16 protein-coding genes are annotated in these 16,102 nt (G+C 34.1%); 11 read left to right on the top strand and 5 right to left on the bottom strand.

Features of this window, described 5'->3' with window-relative positions:
* Positions 1-64: 64 nt before the first annotated feature.
* The 4 genes from Q1A01_RS13045 to Q1A01_RS13030 all read left to right on the top strand — a co-directional run bounded on the left by Q1A01_RS13045 (position 65) and on the right by Q1A01_RS13030 (position 5,448).
* On the top strand, positions 65-3,136 hold the full coding sequence (locus Q1A01_RS13045) for a hypothetical protein (protein WP_299681456.1): 3,072 nt from the start codon (positions 65-67) through the stop codon (positions 3,134-3,136).
* A 224-nt stretch (positions 3,137-3,360) separates the two neighbouring features.
* Positions 3,361-4,644, top strand: a complete 1,284-nt coding sequence (locus Q1A01_RS13040) for an OmpA family protein (RefSeq protein ID WP_299681454.1) — start codon at positions 3,361-3,363, stop codon at positions 4,642-4,644.
* Positions 4,645-4,885: 241 nt separating this feature from the next.
* Positions 4,886-5,305 (top strand): glyoxalase, encoded by a 420-nt coding sequence (locus tag Q1A01_RS13035; protein WP_299681452.1) that lies wholly within the window; start codon positions 4,886-4,888, stop codon positions 5,303-5,305.
* Positions 5,305-5,448: an adenylosuccinate synthetase gene (locus Q1A01_RS13030; protein WP_299681450.1), complete on the top strand. Its 144-nt coding sequence runs from the start codon at positions 5,305-5,307 to the stop codon at positions 5,446-5,448. The genes Q1A01_RS13035 and Q1A01_RS13030 overlap by 1 nt, the downstream gene beginning before the upstream one ends.
* Here the strand turns inward: Q1A01_RS13030 and Q1A01_RS13025 are convergent.
* Positions 5,445-6,128: a DUF2461 domain-containing protein gene (locus Q1A01_RS13025; protein ID WP_366520099.1), complete on the bottom strand. Its 684-nt coding sequence runs from the start codon at positions 6,126-6,128 to the stop codon at positions 5,445-5,447. The genes Q1A01_RS13030 and Q1A01_RS13025 overlap by 4 nt on opposite strands.
* 61 nt (positions 6,129-6,189) lie before the next feature.
* Complete coding sequence (locus Q1A01_RS13020) at positions 6,190-6,969, bottom strand: tRNA pseudouridine(38-40) synthase TruA (protein ID WP_299681448.1); 780 nt, start codon at positions 6,967-6,969, stop codon at positions 6,190-6,192.
* 116 nt (positions 6,970-7,085) lie between these two features.
* Here Q1A01_RS13020 and Q1A01_RS13015 point away from each other — a divergent pair, with 116 nt between their 5' ends.
* The 4 genes from Q1A01_RS13015 (at position 7,086) to Q1A01_RS13000 (ending at position 10,500) form a co-directional block, all read left to right on the top strand.
* The gene (locus Q1A01_RS13015; protein WP_299681446.1) at positions 7,086-8,516 is read left to right on the top strand and encodes a DNA/RNA non-specific endonuclease; all 1,431 of its coding nucleotides are present in this window, start codon (positions 7,086-7,088) and stop codon (positions 8,514-8,516) included.
* A 164-nt stretch (positions 8,517-8,680) separates the two neighbouring features.
* On the top strand, positions 8,681-9,121 hold the full coding sequence (locus tag Q1A01_RS13010; RefSeq protein ID WP_299681444.1) for a hypothetical protein: 441 nt from the start codon (positions 8,681-8,683) through the stop codon (positions 9,119-9,121).
* A 107-nt stretch (positions 9,122-9,228) separates the two neighbouring features.
* Positions 9,229-9,669, top strand: a complete 441-nt coding sequence (locus tag Q1A01_RS13005) for a hypothetical protein (protein WP_299681442.1) — start codon at positions 9,229-9,231, stop codon at positions 9,667-9,669.
* A gap of 24 nt (positions 9,670-9,693) precedes the next feature.
* Complete coding sequence (locus tag Q1A01_RS13000) at positions 9,694-10,500, top strand: DUF1853 family protein (protein ID WP_299681440.1); 807 nt, start codon at positions 9,694-9,696, stop codon at positions 10,498-10,500.
* Between the two features lie 31 nt (positions 10,501-10,531).
* Here Q1A01_RS13000 and Q1A01_RS12995 read toward each other — a convergent pair whose 3' ends face one another.
* Both Q1A01_RS12995 and Q1A01_RS12990 read right to left on the bottom strand, forming a co-directional pair.
* The gene (locus Q1A01_RS12995; protein ID WP_299681438.1) at positions 10,532-10,711 is read right to left on the bottom strand and encodes an Arc family DNA binding domain-containing protein; all 180 of its coding nucleotides are present in this window, start codon (positions 10,709-10,711) and stop codon (positions 10,532-10,534) included.
* Between the two features lie 3 nt (positions 10,712-10,714).
* Positions 10,715-11,569: an SPFH domain-containing protein gene (locus Q1A01_RS12990; RefSeq protein WP_299681436.1), complete on the bottom strand. Its 855-nt coding sequence runs from the start codon at positions 11,567-11,569 to the stop codon at positions 10,715-10,717.
* A 176-nt stretch (positions 11,570-11,745) separates the two neighbouring features.
* On the opposite strand from Q1A01_RS12990, the gene Q1A01_RS12985 reads away from it, so the two are divergent.
* The 3 genes from Q1A01_RS12985 (at position 11,746) to Q1A01_RS12975 (ending at position 15,414) form a co-directional block, all read left to right on the top strand.
* Complete coding sequence (locus Q1A01_RS12985; protein WP_299681434.1) at positions 11,746-13,185, top strand: hypothetical protein; 1,440 nt, start codon at positions 11,746-11,748, stop codon at positions 13,183-13,185.
* A gap of 45 nt (positions 13,186-13,230) precedes the next feature.
* The gene (locus Q1A01_RS12980; protein ID WP_299681432.1) at positions 13,231-14,025 is read left to right on the top strand and encodes a LytTR family DNA-binding domain-containing protein; all 795 of its coding nucleotides are present in this window, start codon (positions 13,231-13,233) and stop codon (positions 14,023-14,025) included.
* A 90-nt stretch (positions 14,026-14,115) separates the two neighbouring features.
* Positions 14,116-15,414 (top strand): S41 family peptidase, encoded by a 1,299-nt coding sequence (locus Q1A01_RS12975; protein WP_299681430.1) that lies wholly within the window; start codon positions 14,116-14,118, stop codon positions 15,412-15,414.
* A 76-nt stretch (positions 15,415-15,490) separates the two neighbouring features.
* Here the strand turns inward: Q1A01_RS12975 and hisIE are convergent, their stop codons facing one another.
* Positions 15,491-16,093, bottom strand: a complete 603-nt coding sequence (hisIE, locus tag Q1A01_RS12970) for a bifunctional phosphoribosyl-AMP cyclohydrolase/phosphoribosyl-ATP diphosphatase HisIE (protein ID WP_299681428.1) — start codon at positions 16,091-16,093, stop codon at positions 15,491-15,493.
* Between the last annotated feature and the right edge of the window lie 9 nt (positions 16,094-16,102).

Below are 16,102 nucleotides of genomic sequence, written 5' to 3'. Positions count from 1 at the left end.
GATTGAGGTTTTTTATTTCGCTTTAAGCGAAATAACACACCAATAATAATCAATCAGAATTCTCATGAAAACTAAAAACATTTTTTTAGGGTGCCTTTTTGCATCCTTTGCTTTAGTGGGTACTGCTCAAGAAATTGTTCTTAAAGGAAAAGAACTTTTTGGAGATATCACCGCTAGACAAATAGGGCCTGCTTTAATGAGCGGTCGTATTATCGATATGGAAGTGCATCCAACTAATTCACAAATTATATATACAGGTACTGCCGGAGGTGGTGTTTGGAAATCTAATGATGGCGGTGCAACCTATGCCCCTATTTTTGAAGAACATATCCAATCTATTGGGCAAGTAGCTATTGATCCTAATGATCCTGATAAAACAGTTTGGGTAGGTACTGGGGAAATATGGACTCGTAACTCTGTTTCTATAGGAGACGGATTATATAGGTCTAAAGATGGTGGTGTAAACTGGGATAAAATGGGGTTTGACAACTCTGAGCGTATTTCTGGTATTGAAATCCACCCTGAAAATAGTGATGTAGTTTATGTCTCTGTATTAGGATCGCTTTGGAGCGAGAGTACAGAACGTGGTATTTATAAAACAACCGATGGTGGAAAAACATGGAATAATATCTTATATGTAGATGAGAACACAGGTGCGGCAGATTTTATGATGGACCCAAACAATCCAGATGTGTTATATGCTGCTATGTGGGAACACCGTCGTACGGCTTGGGACTTTAATTCTGGAGGACCTGGAAGTGCATTATATAAATCTACAGACGGAGGTGCTACTTGGAATAAAATACATAAAGGGTTTCCAGAAGGTATCTTAGGACGTATTGGTATTGCTGTTTCTCCATCAGATTCTAATAGAGTATATGCTGTAATAGAGTCTGAAAAAGATAAGGGATTATATCGTTCTAATGATGCAGGAGCATCTTGGGAACTTACCAATAGTGACTTTTCTTTAACGGTTCGTCCATTTTACTTCTCTAGAATTGTGGTAGATCCAAAAGATTCAGATGTAGTTGTAAAAGGAGGATTAAGCGGTTCTATTTCTAAAGATGGAGGAGAAACATTTGTTCCTTTAGGAAATATGCACTCAGATATTCATGATATTGTTTTTGATATTAATAATTCAGATATGATGCATGTAGGAACTGACGGAGGTGTGTATCGTTCATGGAATCAAGGTACAACTATGGAAATAGTAAGTAATTTACCTTTATCACAATTCTACCATATCAGTGTAGATGACGCTGAGCCATACAGAATATATGGAGGATTACAAGATAATGGTTCTTGGTATGGCCCTTCTTCCTCTCCTGGAGGTGTAGAAGCGCGTGACTGGGTACGTGTAGGTGTAGGTGATGGTTTTAGAGTGCTAAAACATCCTACCAAAGAAGTACTATATTCAGAAATGCAAGGTGCCGATAATGTATGGCGTTATGATATGGAACGTAATTACACAAAGAATGTAAAACCACTTCCTGTTGCTGGGTATGATGATTTACGTTTTAACTGGAATGCTCCTATGGCAGTAAGCGCTCACCAACCTGATCGCTTTTATATGGGAAGTCAATACTTGCATGTGAGTGATAATATGGGAGATACTTGGAAGATTATATCACCAGATTTAACTACAAATGATCCTGCAAAGCAACCTACAAAATCTGGGGGACTCTCTAATGATACTTCTGGAGCTGAAAAGCACACAACCATCTTTACAATTGCTGAATCTCCTATGGATGAAAATGTACTATGGGTAGGAACCGATGATGGGAATGTACAAATTACGAAAGACGGCGGTAAAAACTGGACGAATGTTACATCAAATATCCAAGGACTTCCTGCAAATACTTGGGTATACCATATTGAAGCAAGTGTTCACGGAAAAGGAACAGCTTATGCCGTATTTGATGGTCATGCACGTGGCGACATGAAACCATATGTATACAAAACAAAAGACTATGGAGCAACATGGACAAATATTGTAACAGATGATATTCCTTTATTTGCTCGTAATATTCAGGAAGATTATGAAAATGAAGATTTATTATTTTTAGGAGCTGAAGATGGTTTATATATTACTGTAAATGGAGGTAGAAACTGGTCTCATTTCACCAATAATTTTCCACATACAGCTATACATTTTCTTGATCTTCAAAAGAAAACAAATGATTTAGTAGCTGGCACACATGGACGTGGAGTTATTATTGTAGATGATATTAGTACACTACGTGAAGTAACACAAGATGTTTTATCAAAAAAAGTTCACTTTTTTGATACAAAGCCAGGAACCATGGTAGAAGAAGGTGGTTTTGGTGGCGGTAGTACAGAATTAGAATTTGTAGGTCCAAATCCTGGAACTTCTGTACAGTTAAAGTATTATCTTAAGAAAAGGCATACGTTTGGAAAAATGACTTTAGAAATCCAAGATATGGAAGGAAATACTCTAAGAACACTTACCCCAGGAAAGTCAAAAGGAATTAATATTGTACGTTGGAATTACAATACGAAAGCTCCTAAGAATGCTGCTGGAAAAACGTTAAGCTTTGGAGCATTCCAATCCTTAAGAGCAGAAGCAGGTACATATAAAGCAGTACTTAAGAAAGGAAAAGACACCTATGAAACTACTTTTGAGATCAAAAATGATCCAAAGTCATTTATCACTACTAAAGAAAGAAAAGCACAGCAAACTACAGCTAAAAAACTTTTTGATATACAAGAGGATTTAGCATACATGGTGTATGAAATGGATGAGATGATTAATAATGGTGAAAAAGCAATCGCAGCAAATGCAAAAGCTAAAAAGACTGCACAACCACTCATAAGCGCTCTTAATGGATTAAAAGAAACATTAGTAATTACTTCTGGTGATAACTATGTAGATTCTGCTCCTCCTCAACTAAGAGAAAAACTAGCGCAATTATACAGTGATGTTGCTGCAAATTTTGAAGCTCCTTCACAAGCACAAATAGATAATCTTACATTACTTTCTGATCGTTTTTCAAAAGCGAAAGCTGATTATGAAAAAATTAAAAGTAAACAATTAGCTAAGTACACTAAGTTTATAGAAAAAGCAGGACTATCTGCTATAGAATTAAAAAGTAAAAAAGATTTTTTAAAGTCTTAAGTCACTTTTGTAGAATATGCAAAAAAGCCTCCATTTGGAGGCTTTTTTATTTATTAATTAACTGTTTTATTGCATAAAATTTATTTTAAACAGCACTCATTGAATATCACTTATTTTAAGTGAAGATATATTTGATTTTCAAGTTAAAAAATCTTGTTAAAAAGCAAGTAGTATCAGAAAAATGATACTATTTTCGCGCATTAAAATTTAAAAAACTATACCTAATGAAAAAACAATTACTCTTAACATTAATAGTAGGCATTGTAATTTCTTTTAATTCTTTTTCTCAAGAAGAAAACACAACTACAGAAGCTCTTTATAACAAATGGTCTATAGATATAAGTGCAGGATTAAACAAACCAGTTAGACCTGTATTAAGTGGAGCTTTTTCTGACACACCATCACCATTTACAGTAAACCTAGGTGCTCGTTACATGTTTAATACAAAAGCAGGATTAAGAGCTGGTTTAGGATATAATAGTTTTAATGAAGGAGGCGCTGCTGTAGAATTTGAGAGTACTTTATATACTTTTTCTTTAGAAGGGGTTATCAATTTAGGAAATGTACTTGACTTTAAAGAATGGACAAGAGATTTTAGTATTCTTGCCCATGGAGGTTTAGGATATGGAAGACTAACTTCAAAAACTCCAGTAGACAGAAGTTTTGGAGATGCAGATCAAGTATTAAGTGCTATTGTTGGTATCTCTCCTCAAGTACGCTTATCAAATAGAGTTTCTCTATTTGGAGATCTTACCGCAGTAGGAAACATAAGACAAAACTTAACTTTTGATGGTAGCGTTACCAATAGAACACTTAGAGGATTTGATGGTTTTTATGTAACAGGAACGGTAGGTATTAATATTGCATTAGGTAAAAATGAAGTACATGCAGATTGGTATGTAGAAGATACTGTTGATGCAGATAAAGTAGATGACTTAGAAGAGCGTCTTACCAAAATTGAAACTGATCTTATCGATACAGATCAAGATGGTGTAGCAGATTACTTAGATCGTGAAAAGAACACAGTTTCTGGTGTTGCTGTAGATACAAAAGGATATGCTGTAGATGTAAACAAAAATGGTATTCCTGATGAATTAGAAGCAGAATTAGAAGCACGTTACGCTAAAAAGAGCGATCTAAAAAATAGTGTTGCAAGTAGTAATGATGTTATTGCAAAACTACTTAACGATGGATATGTTAATGTATACTTCCAATTTAATAGTACAAAACCTGAACTTTACAGCTTAGATGCTATCAATTACCTTATTAAATATCTTTCTGAAAATCCAAGTAAAAATGCAGAACTTATCGGATATGCAGATGAAGTAGGAAATGCTGCATATAACCAACAGCTTTCAGAAAAAAGAGCAAAAAGAGTATTTGATATTCTTGTAGCATCAGGTATAGATGCAAACAGATTATCAATTACTGGTGCTGGTGAAGATACTGGAATAACTGCTGCAGATGCTAGACAACTAGTACGTAGAGTAACTTTCAAACTTAAGTAATCACATACTTTTACTTATAGTGTTAATTCTCTCAAAGCCTCTGTTTTACAGAGGCTTTGTTAGTTAATAAGTAGTTGATAAACTCTATCCTCGCTTTCGCGAAAGCATATACTGTATTCGTATTTTTAGTAAACTACCTCGGTGGAAAATCCACGAGGAATTTATAGGTAGCTAAATTTTAATTTCGAGGCAAGCCATAAGGTATCTTACCTTTTGGTAGTGCCAATAAAACTCTAAAATTATGAATGACAGGCCTAATGACATTAAGCGTATACGACCAGAAATTCCTTCAGCGAGGGTACACGATCAAATGAGTACTGAAGAACGGTTTCAAAACGAAACGATTCGACCCATTCTTAAACTACAAAGCCCACTATTAATTGAAGTTTTTCGAAACTATATCACAAAGCATAAAAATGTATTTTATGACTTGTCTATTGAAAAAAGAACCGATTATATCGAAAATGCTATTCATAAAGACATGAAGTTTCGCAATGGTCTTAAAGGAATTATTATTGGGCAATTTACTGTAGACGAATATCTTACATATATCCAAAACTCATCTGCATTAAACAAAAGGATGATGAATATCACAAAAGAACGCCTTCTCAGTAATATTCAAGTATTTGAACGACCAATTGCTCTCACAAAAGCTAGTTAATGCAACTTCCAAAAAGTCAGAATAATGCGCCTATAGACCCATCATCTCCAGTAGAGTTGATTGTTTTTATAGCACTACCTATATTATTAATAGTGGTGTATTTTATTGCAAGAAGACGACAACGTAAGAATAAAGACGTTTAATCTATCAAGGAAACCCCGTTTAAATCGGTAGTTAACACATCACTCATTAGATCAAAGAAAGGACGTAAAAGTCTATAATGATAAAGCACCTGTTCACCAAAATCTGGTGCGTGTACCTCAGCATCTGTAAAAGAGTGTGTGACAACAAAATTCTTAAGACGTATTAAATCAATATTAGGATCATCTTTACTAAACCCTTTAGGTGCAGTTTTTACTGGATTCCATGCGTCAAATTTTCCTCCATACGCTTTCGCGAAAGCGGACTCAGCAAGAATAGCACGTATCTCACTACTATCCATTTGAAACTCCGTACGTATACGTAGCAAATCTTTTGGCTCCGGACTAAAGAAACCTCCAGCAACCACAGATTTCCCTCCCGGCTCTAATCGGAGGTAATACCCACCTCTACGGTGTGCTCCTGCCCTACTAAAACTCACACTACGGTGCACATTATAAGGTGTTTTATCTTTACTAAAACGAACATCTCTATTAATACGAAATACCTTTAGTTTTTCTATTTCATCTTCTTCATTGAGCCCCATCTGAATAGCTGCATAAAAGGCTTTTAGTTCTTTTTCGCTAGCCTGATACTCCTTTTTATGTTCTGTCATCCAATCCCGATGATTGTTCTTTTTAAGTGATTTTAAGAAGGTAAAAGATGATGTTGGTACTGTATGCATAATCTAGGATATTTAAAGAACTAAAGATAGTATTTTGTGATACCAATTCTGAATTAAAAATTTATAGTTGCACATTGTGAAGCATCAAGCCGCTAGGTTGTGCTATGTGTTCTAATTTTATAGAATTTCCTGGTACTAAAGTTTCTTTGATAAAATTTATATCTATTTTTCCTTGACCAAGGTCAAACAGAGCCCCCATCATTAAACGTATTTGATGTCTTTTAAATCCTTTACCACAAACTCTAAACATATAACTCTCATCAGGAAAAAAACTAGCTGTATACAATTTGTTTGTAATGATCTCACTTACCTCCAATGTACTAATAGTTTTAGTTTCAGGATTTGCTTTATACGCATAAGTTCTAAAATCGTGCGTTCCTTCAAAAAGACGTGCTGCTTCTTTCATAAGTGCGATATCCAACTTCGCATTGATATTCACCATATAGGGAGCTGCAAATGGATGGTTCTTTGCTCCATGAGAAAAGAGATAGATATATTCTTTTCCTTTGGGAGCATCCATCACATTAAACGCTTTATCTACTTCTGTTATCTCCAGACAGCGTATATCTTGAGGTAGGTTTGCATTAAACAACTCAAAAAAACCTTCCTCAGGTAGCGGAGCGTCTTTTAAAAACAACTCTACATAGGCCACATTTGCAGACACTTTTGCATCTGTACGCCCTGAGGCGAGTAGTTTAAAGTTTTTACGCTCTAATACATAAGAGAGAGTGCGTTCTACCATACGCTCTACTGTAAGCACATCTGGTTGTTTCTGCCAACCATGATATCTAAACCCTAAGTATTGGATTTTCAGCAAGTAATAGAATCGTTTGTCAAACATGAAGCTATAATAGTTTACTAACATTTAAGTGACTTCTACATAACAAGAGCCTCTTAATTTTAAAGAACTAAAAAAACATTTTTTAATTCTAAAATACTAACTAAAACACATTTTTTATGAAATTTTTTAATCTAAAACAGTTATGGGCAATTACATTTGCACTATTATTCTTTCTAAGTTGTAGTAATGATGACGATTCTTATGAAGATACATTACTTACAGTAGATAACTCAATTACTATGAATGGTAGTATGGAAACTATCATCCATTACTACGATAATGAAGGTCCTCATCATCATAATCATAGCACACGTATCACTGCTGGTTTTACGGAAACTTTTGAATCAGGGTCAAAAGGGAGTTATGCAGCCGCTAGTGTAAACTTAAGTAGTGGGTCTTGGTTTTTATCTGATGCATTGTTAGGCTCCTTATCAAACGATAGAAAATTTGGCTCAAAATCTGTTCGTATTAGAAATACGGGATATGCAATTATGAGTTTTAACCTTGACAATGGTGCTGAAGAAATACACATACGTCATGCAAAATATGGAAATGATGGAAATTCTACATGGCGTCTTATTGCTTCTACAGATAATGGGAGTTCATGGTTTTATGTAGGAGGCACAGTGACTACAAATTCTACTTCTCTTAATACTGTTTCTTATACTGTAAATGAAACACAAAATGTTCGTTATGGGATTTACAAAACTGGCGGAGGCTCAAATCGAATAAACATTGATAATGTAGAAATTATCACAACCACTACTGGTGGTGGCGATGATCCAACGGGTACTGCTACTAGAGATAGTAATATTACATTTGGAAATCCATCTAATGCAGGTACGAGCGCTACTAATTATTATTTACCAAAACCCGATTACGCTCTTTCTTACAATAATAATAAAGGTACTGCAAACTGGGTAAGTTGGCATTTAAGTGAAGCTTGGACGGGTGATGCTCCAAGATGTAACTGTTTTAAAAGAGATACTGCGTTACCAAGCAATTTCTTTAGAGCTACTTCTAGCGATTATACAGGATCTGGATTTGATAGAGGCCACATGTGTCCATCGGCAGATAGAACTTATACAGATGATGCAAATGAAAATACATATTACATGACCAATGTAGCACCGCAAGCTCCAGATAACAATCAACGTAGTTGGGCTAATTTTGAAAGGTTTTTACGCTCTCTAACTACAGAAGGAAAGGAAATATATGTTGTTTCTGGCGTTATAGGCTCTGGCGGAACAGGGAGAAATGGATTTGCAACTACTATCGATAATGGAAATATTACAGTACCAGATTCTTTTTGGAAAGTAGCATTAATACTTCCTAACGGTTCTAATGACATAAACAGAGTTACTACAAGTACAGAAGTAATCGCAATTAATGTCCCTAATGATCAAGGAATTTCTAGTGATTGGTCACAATTCAGGACTACAGTAAATACTATTGAAAGCTTAACAGGGTATGATCTTTTTGAAAATATCCCTAATGGAATCGAAGCTGTAATAGAATCAAATATTTATAACGGACCATTTAATTAATATAGCCAAAATACAAATGCAAAAAGAGTCATCTATAATCTAACTTAGATGGCTTTTTTCAAATTAAAAAGCTCTTAACCCCAATGCATGGAAGACATCACCAAAAAAGTGTTTACAAAAAATTTGTACATTGTTAGTACTAACAACCAAAAAATAGACTGATAATGACAACAACTAACAAACCAAACATTGCATTTTGGATTATTGCAATTGTACTAGGCTTACTTTGGAATTTAATGGGAGTATCTGCCTTTTATTTAGATAATTTTGGTGGAGAAGAAATACTCGCAAGTATGTATACTGAAGAACAACTCGAATACATAAAAGGAATAGCATCTTGGGAAATAGTATTATACGGAGTTGCTACAATAGGAGGACTTATAGCAGCTATTGCTATGTTAATGCGAAAGAAAATTGCTGCATTATTATTTTTAATTTCCACATTAGCTGTTGTATTTACAACAGCCTATGGTCTTACTGCAACAAACCATTTAGAAGTCTTTGGAACGATGCAATCCATTTACTTCCCAATTATGATTATAATCATAGGCTTTTTCCTGTACTGGTATTGTAAACGATCTACTAGTAAAGGATGGTTATCTTAAATATGAAGAAGTAAAATATATTCTTCCCTGTGATGTAATACATAAAAGGTATATTAAGCTAATATAATGTAACAGAAATAAGGTGTAAGCTACTTATACCTTATTTTATGCATCAATATTCATGGAAAAAAAAGTTTTTTAGTTCGACAACCAATCTATACCTAGATAACGCCATTATAGGGAATTTTGCAATGGGTATATTTATGAAAACGTATATAGAACTTTTAGGAAATACCTATACCGTCAAAATGCCTAGCATTTGGGCTAACAATTTTGGAGTTTATAAAAATGAAGAAAAAACACCTATTGCTACACTTCAGTTTAATTTCTGGGGTTCATCTACCAAAATAATATATAATCATACGATATACGAAATGGTATATCGCTCTATCTTCCACAATCATTTTGATATATATCATCAGAATAAAAGTATATATACCTATGATGCTTCAAAACTTAGAGGGTATATAAAAACAACAAAACAAGAAGATCCCTTACTTATAATACTAGGCCTTTATTGCCACGCAAGGGGACGTAGAAATAATTAAGTAGAATAAAAGTATCTTCGTCTCTTGAAACATATACATGGTTTTTTAGCGTCTCCTCCCCTATGGGAAAATACACAATTTGGGCTTGAACAGTTTACAATACCAGCAATAGATCTTTCTACGTTTACGCCACAACCTATACCAGAAAGACTTCGATTAGGACATCAGATAGAACATATATTCCATCAGATACTCTCACATTCAGATGACTATGAAGTGCTAGCACATAATATTCAGGTTAAAAAAGGAAATGATACTACAGGAGAACTAGATTTCATTATACGCTTTCGCGAAAGCGGAAAATTACTCCACATAGAGCTTACCTATAAATTTTATATTCTAGATCCAACCATTACCGAACCTATCCATCGATTAATGGGACCAAATAGAAAGGACCTATTTTTTACAAAACTGGAAAAAACAAAACAGAAACAATTACCTCTCATTTATACAAAAGAGGGAATAGAAACGCTTAAAAAGATAGGAATAAAAGCTTCTGAACTCGAACAACAAGTAGTATTTATGGGTCAATTATTTACCCCTTATGATTTACAAACTCCCTCGATCACACCTTTAAACACAGCTTGTATTGTTGGTTTCTGGATTCGTATGGATGATTTTGAATCTGAAGTTTTTAGTAACTACAACTATTATATCACACATAAAAACGAGTGGATTCATACACCACACCTAGATGTAGTATGGTCTTCACACCTTAAGATACTACAAGAAATACAATTAAAGCATTCACAAAAACGAGCACCTATTGTTTGGATTAAAAAACCAGATGATTCTATAGAAAAGTGTTTTGTGGTTTGGTGGTCATCCTAAGTTTAAGAAAGTTTAGTCATACCGCTAGTTGCTATTCTTGATCGTCTTGTTTCTTTTTAGGTTTAGGCAATCTTTTCGCCTCTTTTAATGTTTTATGAATCATCCATTCAAGTTGCCCATTAACGCTACGAAACTCGTCATCTGCCCATTTTTCAATTTGCTTAAACGTCTCTGGGTCAATTCGAAGGACAAATGATTTTCTTTTACTCACTTTTTAAGCATTTAGAGTACCTGCATTTACAATAGGTATTGCTTCTTTATCTCCGCAAAGTACAACCATTAAATTACTTACCATAGAAGCTTTTTTATCATCATCAAAATCGATGATATTATCTGCAGATAATTGTTCTAAAGCATCTTCTACCATTCCAACAGCTCCTTCTACAATTTTCTTACGTGCTGCAACAATAGCAACTGCTTGTTGTCTTTTAAGCATCGCACTTGCAATTTCTGGAGCATAGGCTAAATAACCTATCCTTGCTTCCATTACGCGTATCCCTGCAATTGCCAAACGTTCCGTGATTTCATTTTCCAACGCCTCGTTTACCTCATCCATACCTGATCGTAAGGTTAACTCTGCTTGCGCATCATCAAAGTTATCATAAGGATAAGAACCTGCCAATTTTCGTACTGCCGCATCTGTTTGTACTCTTACAAATTCCTCATAATTATCTACATCAAAAGCAGATTTATACGTATCACTTACTTGCCATACCAAAATCACATTAATCATAATTGGATTTCCAATCTTATCATTTACTTTCACACGCTCACTATCAAAATTTCTTGCTCTTAAAGAAATTTTCTGTCTTGTATAAAATGGATTTGCCCAAAAGAATCCGTTATCTCTAACTGTTCCTTTATATGCCCCAAATAAGACTAACACCTTAGAACTATTAGGATTTACAATAAAGAATCCTCTTATAAGTAAGATAAGAATAGGTATACATAATACAAATTCGGGATTACCAGTTAGTACAATACTTGCGATCATACTAACGATTAAAATGAATAATACCAGTAACATAAAGTATCCACTTGCAGGTTTTATTTGTATTTCGTTTTTCATAATAGTATCATTTTGATATCACAATAATACTAATAATTTTTTAATTTTAAAAATGATATTACGAGGTAACTTGGAAAACAGTTTATAAAAGTTAAAAGAGAGCTATTAAAATCATTAAGTGGTAACATCTCATTATTTTTTTCGTCTTTTGTAATATCAATCAATTATAATCACTCATGAAACTCCTTCATTTAATCACATTTTTTCTATGCACATATGCATCAGCATACGCCCAACAAGATTTTATTAAAGTAGCGCATAATGAGGTACTGGGTACGTTAACGTTTATAGCAACCGCTAGTAATCAGCCTGGAAGTGCTCCTTCTTACCAAAAATATATTAAGAATGCTATTGGAAATGACACTGATTTCACACTACTTACAGAGCGTTTTAGTGCCATAGATGTAGAAACCAGTATACACAGAGAGCACTATCCAGAAAAAAGGCATCCTTTTACAAGTACGATGGACTTATTGTGGATTGCTAGTGCTAACTCAACAAGTATTGATGATTTTGCTACGCGTACCATTGGTTATTTACCACCTAATGAACATACAGAACTTGTTGCAATCATGCACAAAGTACTCCCCTATTATAGAAAACATGTATGGGCTACCACGACTACCCAAAGAGCGCAATTAGAACAATCCATACAAAACTATGTACCTCAGATAGAAACTTTATTTAATAAGGTAAATGTCTTTCTTGGAAGTAATTGGTCTAAGACAACACCCTTTAATATCATGCTCTACCCTATTCCTCTAAAAAGTGGAGGTACTACGGCGATTCCTAAGGGAAATAATTTAATTTGTTCCTATTTATCTGAAAGAGAGAAAGAAGGTGAAGATATTATAGGGATCGCGATTCATGAAATGAATCATATTTTATTTGACGCACAACCCTTAGAACTACAACAAGATATAGATACTTGGTTCACCACCTCTAGCAATCCATACGCAGCCTTAGCATATGATTTTTTTGATGAAGGGCTTGCAACTGCAGTTGGTAATGGTTGGGCGCATGAGCAACTTAACGGTACATTAGACCCTGGCGAGTGGTACAGTTTTGAATATATAAATGGCTATGGGAAAAAATTATACCCACTCGTAAAAACATACATGGAGACGAATAAAACAATTGATAAAGCATTTATAGAGAAAGCTATTGTTCTTTTTGGAGAAGCATTTCCAAAAGCAACTACAGACTTAGATATTCTCATGAATAACCTCAACATCTTTTCACAAACAGAAGACGAAACTTTGATAGATGTCTATTTTGCAGGCGTGAGAGAACGTTTTAGAATGCATTCTGCTTATTTCTCTAGCCCTATTGATAGTGAGGAATCTTTTACACGCTTACGCGAAAACAATAGAACAAAGCTTATTGTAATAGATAAAGATCAAGATCATATCGTTGCTGTATTACAAAAGCAGTTTCCTACACTTCCTAAAAACATACATCCAAACACTTCCTTTGTTACAAGTTTTTACGATACCAAAACACAAAGCACGATTGTTATAGCAAACTGTCTAAAACAAGAAGATTATGCTCCGTTAATGGATCAATTGAAAGCAGAAAAATATATTACCTATGGCAAAATATTGAGGTTAAAATAAACTAGAAATAGTATATTTAACTCAAATTCTTCAAATAGATAGCTTTTGAAAAAATACCCTTTTGATGCTTCTTTAAAACATCATTTACTTGTTGGACTAGCACTCGCTATATGGATTTTTATATTCCTATACTTTACAGAACCCTTGGATGTGAACGAATTTGGTGATCGTGAAAAAATTATATATCTGCCATTTTATGGACTTATTGGAGCTTTGTGCTATATCATTATGCTTCCACTTCAAAACTTTTTATATAAGCGTTCTCAGAAACAATGGTCACTAAAAAACGAAATCATATTCAACCTTGCTTTTATCGCTTTTTCTTTTGTATTAGCTCGCACGTATTATGTATACGTAATTGTATATGGAGAATCAAACCCTTACACGCTATGGTATTATACTACAAGTATATTTATCCCGGCCATTGTAACCATACTTCCTATTGTACTCGCAGGAAGATGGGCTTTAGGAAAATATAAAAACAAACGTCTGGAAGAATCTAAAATTGAAATAAAAGGAGAAGGTAATTACGAAAGCTTACGCTTACTACTCAATGATTTAATCTGTATACAATCTTCAGATAATTATGTAGAAGTTTCTTTTTTAGACAACAACATCTTAAAAAAACAATTGATTCGAAATAAGCTATCGGTTGTTGAAACCAATTTCCCCGAACTTATACGAACGCATCGTTCATTTTTAATGAATCCTTATCATTTTCAATCTTGGAAAACCGAAAATGGGAAGCTAGGCATCGTAGCATCTAATGCTATTTTCATCCCAATATCAAAGACCTACGCCACAGCGGTAAAAACAACCATAAATTCCACCACAAACTAGATGCATTTCACCCCAAAGCCTCATATATAATAGGCTGGTTGATTTTTGTAAAATACTTTTGAACCAGAAGTCAAACGTAAAAAATCAATTATGAAAACTAAATTAACTACAGTACTTACCGCTTTATTTCTTATGATATTCGCTTTCGGAAACCTGTCTGCCGCTAGTGCGCAAAATATAGCACGACAGGCAGGAGCGCAAACATCTCCATTATGTGATTGTAAAACAGATCTTGATTTTCTTGCTACTAAAATGCAAGATATGGTCTCTTATAAAAAACAAATCAAAGGCGATATGGTATCCGAATTTCAAAAAACATACCATTCACTTTCAGAAGAAATGAAATCATCTATCAGTAAAGTAGATTGCTTGTTTAAATTAAATACGCTATTAAGTGTTGTAAAAGATAAGCATGCTAGCATTGCTTCAACTAGTGACATAATTACAAAAGAACAATATCAAGATTCTATATATAGAATGAATTTTAAGCAAACAGCTATTTTTAAAGAGCATCCTACCGCGGCAATCAACCTAACGGAATTACGCACTAGATTATCACAGATGCCTTTTGAAAACATAGAAGGTGTTTACACAGATAGATATGTAGGTGAAATTGGAGTGTATGAAACAACAACAAAAGGGAATTATATTGCTGTTGTTTTAGAAGCTACATCAGATTTTTGGGGAACTGGTCAAATAGCATACCAGATCAATAAAATAGAAGGAGACGAATACCAAGTATTGCGTTATCACCCATACTCTCGTAAACTATGGTTTCAAAAATCAATGTTAGCATATAATGGGAAATTATGGGGTCTTCAAAAAGAATTACAAGGTCCTAACCATGCTGAAGCACCTTCTGAAAATGGAGATTGGGAATTTAAGCAGCTTACTAATGATACACAGTATCTATATTTTGGTTCTTTCTCAAATAGAAAAAGTAATGTAGAAGCCTTCAAAAAATTCTATGCTGAACATAAAGACAATATCAATGCACCTAATGTTATTGTAGATCTTCGTAATAATGGGGGCGGTAATTCTAAGTATAGTGACCCTTTTGTGAAAATATTAAAGAAATCTGGTGCAAAAGTATATGTGATTACTAATTACTTTACAGGAAGCAATGGAGAGCAGTTTACTTTAAAACTAAAGAAACTTAATAATACTGTTCATTTGGGGCAGCGTACCAACGGGATTATAGCATACGGTATGAACTATGGAACTAGCTATGATTCACCTACTGGAAACTTTTCTTTCACACCTACTGATATGAACTTTCATAAGTTTATTCAATACGAAATGGTAGGAATACAACCAGAAATAAAGTTAGATTTTTCTAGAGATTGGATTGCACAAACACAAGAAATTATAGAAGGACAACTTCCATAAACACTAAAAACATATTTTGCAGAGGCCATTGCACTCGAGTTTGACTTCTCGAATCGCAATGGCTTTTTTTCTTTATTTATTTATGCCTAGCAATCAATGTTTTCTCTACACTACGAAGACCAAATCCTTTTGCTCGTAATAACACCATAAGATGAAAGATTAAGTCTGCACTTTCATTCAAAAACAATAGGTCATTATCATCTTTTGCTTCAATAACTACCTCAACAGCCTCTTCTCCTACTTTTTGAGCTACTTTATTGATTCCTTTTTTAAATAAGCTTGCTACATAAGAATCTGGATTATCTTCTGGATTATCTTTACGATCTCTTATAACCTCTTCTAAATGCGAAAAGAATCCATAATTAGGCGAATTTCGATCTCCCCAACAAGTGTCTGTTCCTTTATGACATACAGGTCCTGTAGGTTCTGCAAAAACTAACAAACTATCTTGATCACAATCTATCTTAATATCTACTAAATCGAGATAATTGTTAGACTCTTCTCCTTTTGTCCACAAACGTTCTTTACTTCTGCTATAAAATGTCACTCTTTTAGACTCTACGGTTTTTGAGTATGCTTCCTCATTCATATATCCCAGCATGAGTACATTTTTAGTTCTTACATCTTGTACAATGGCAGGAACTAAACCATCTGCAAATTTTGAAAAATCAATTGTCATAATTTATTT

Origin of the sequence: uncultured Dokdonia sp., from assembly GCF_947492815.1 — a bacterium.
GTDB lineage: Bacteria > Bacteroidota > Bacteroidia > Flavobacteriales > Flavobacteriaceae > Dokdonia.
Note: the sequence above shows the minus strand (reverse complement) of the source record. Positions and strands in the feature narration are given on the sequence as shown.

Excerpts from the sequence above, each read along its gene's own strand:
- Q1A01_RS13045 (WP_299681456.1), top strand. The coding sequence starts at position 65 with ATGAAAACTAAAAACATTTTTTTAGGGTGCCTTTTTGCATCCTTTGCT.
- Q1A01_RS13040 (WP_299681454.1), top strand. The coding sequence starts at position 3,361 with ATGAAAAAACAATTACTCTTAACATTAATAGTAGGCATTGTAATTTCT.
- Q1A01_RS13035 (WP_299681452.1), top strand. The coding sequence starts at position 4,886 with ATGAATGACAGGCCTAATGACATTAAGCGTATACGACCAGAAATTCCT.
- Q1A01_RS13030 (WP_299681450.1), top strand. The coding sequence starts at position 5,305 with ATGCAACTTCCAAAAAGTCAGAATAATGCGCCTATAGACCCATCATCT.
- Q1A01_RS13025 (WP_366520099.1), bottom strand. The coding sequence starts at position 6,128 with ATGCATACAGTACCAACATCATCTTTTACCTTCTTAAAATCACTTAAA.
- Q1A01_RS13020 (WP_299681448.1), bottom strand. The coding sequence starts at position 6,969 with ATGTTTGACAAACGATTCTATTACTTGCTGAAAATCCAATACTTAGGG.
- Q1A01_RS13015 (WP_299681446.1), top strand. The coding sequence starts at position 7,086 with ATGAAATTTTTTAATCTAAAACAGTTATGGGCAATTACATTTGCACTA.
- Q1A01_RS13010 (WP_299681444.1), top strand. The coding sequence starts at position 8,681 with ATGACAACAACTAACAAACCAAACATTGCATTTTGGATTATTGCAATT.
- Q1A01_RS13005 (WP_299681442.1), top strand. The coding sequence starts at position 9,229 with ATGCATCAATATTCATGGAAAAAAAAGTTTTTTAGTTCGACAACCAAT.
- Q1A01_RS12990 (WP_299681436.1), bottom strand. The coding sequence starts at position 11,569 with ATGAAAAACGAAATACAAATAAAACCTGCAAGTGGATACTTTATGTTA.
- Q1A01_RS12985 (WP_299681434.1), top strand. The coding sequence starts at position 11,746 with ATGAAACTCCTTCATTTAATCACATTTTTTCTATGCACATATGCATCA.
- Q1A01_RS12975 (WP_299681430.1), top strand. The coding sequence starts at position 14,116 with ATGAAAACTAAATTAACTACAGTACTTACCGCTTTATTTCTTATGATA.
- hisIE (WP_299681428.1), bottom strand. The coding sequence starts at position 16,093 with ATGACAATTGATTTTTCAAAATTTGCAGATGGTTTAGTTCCTGCCATT.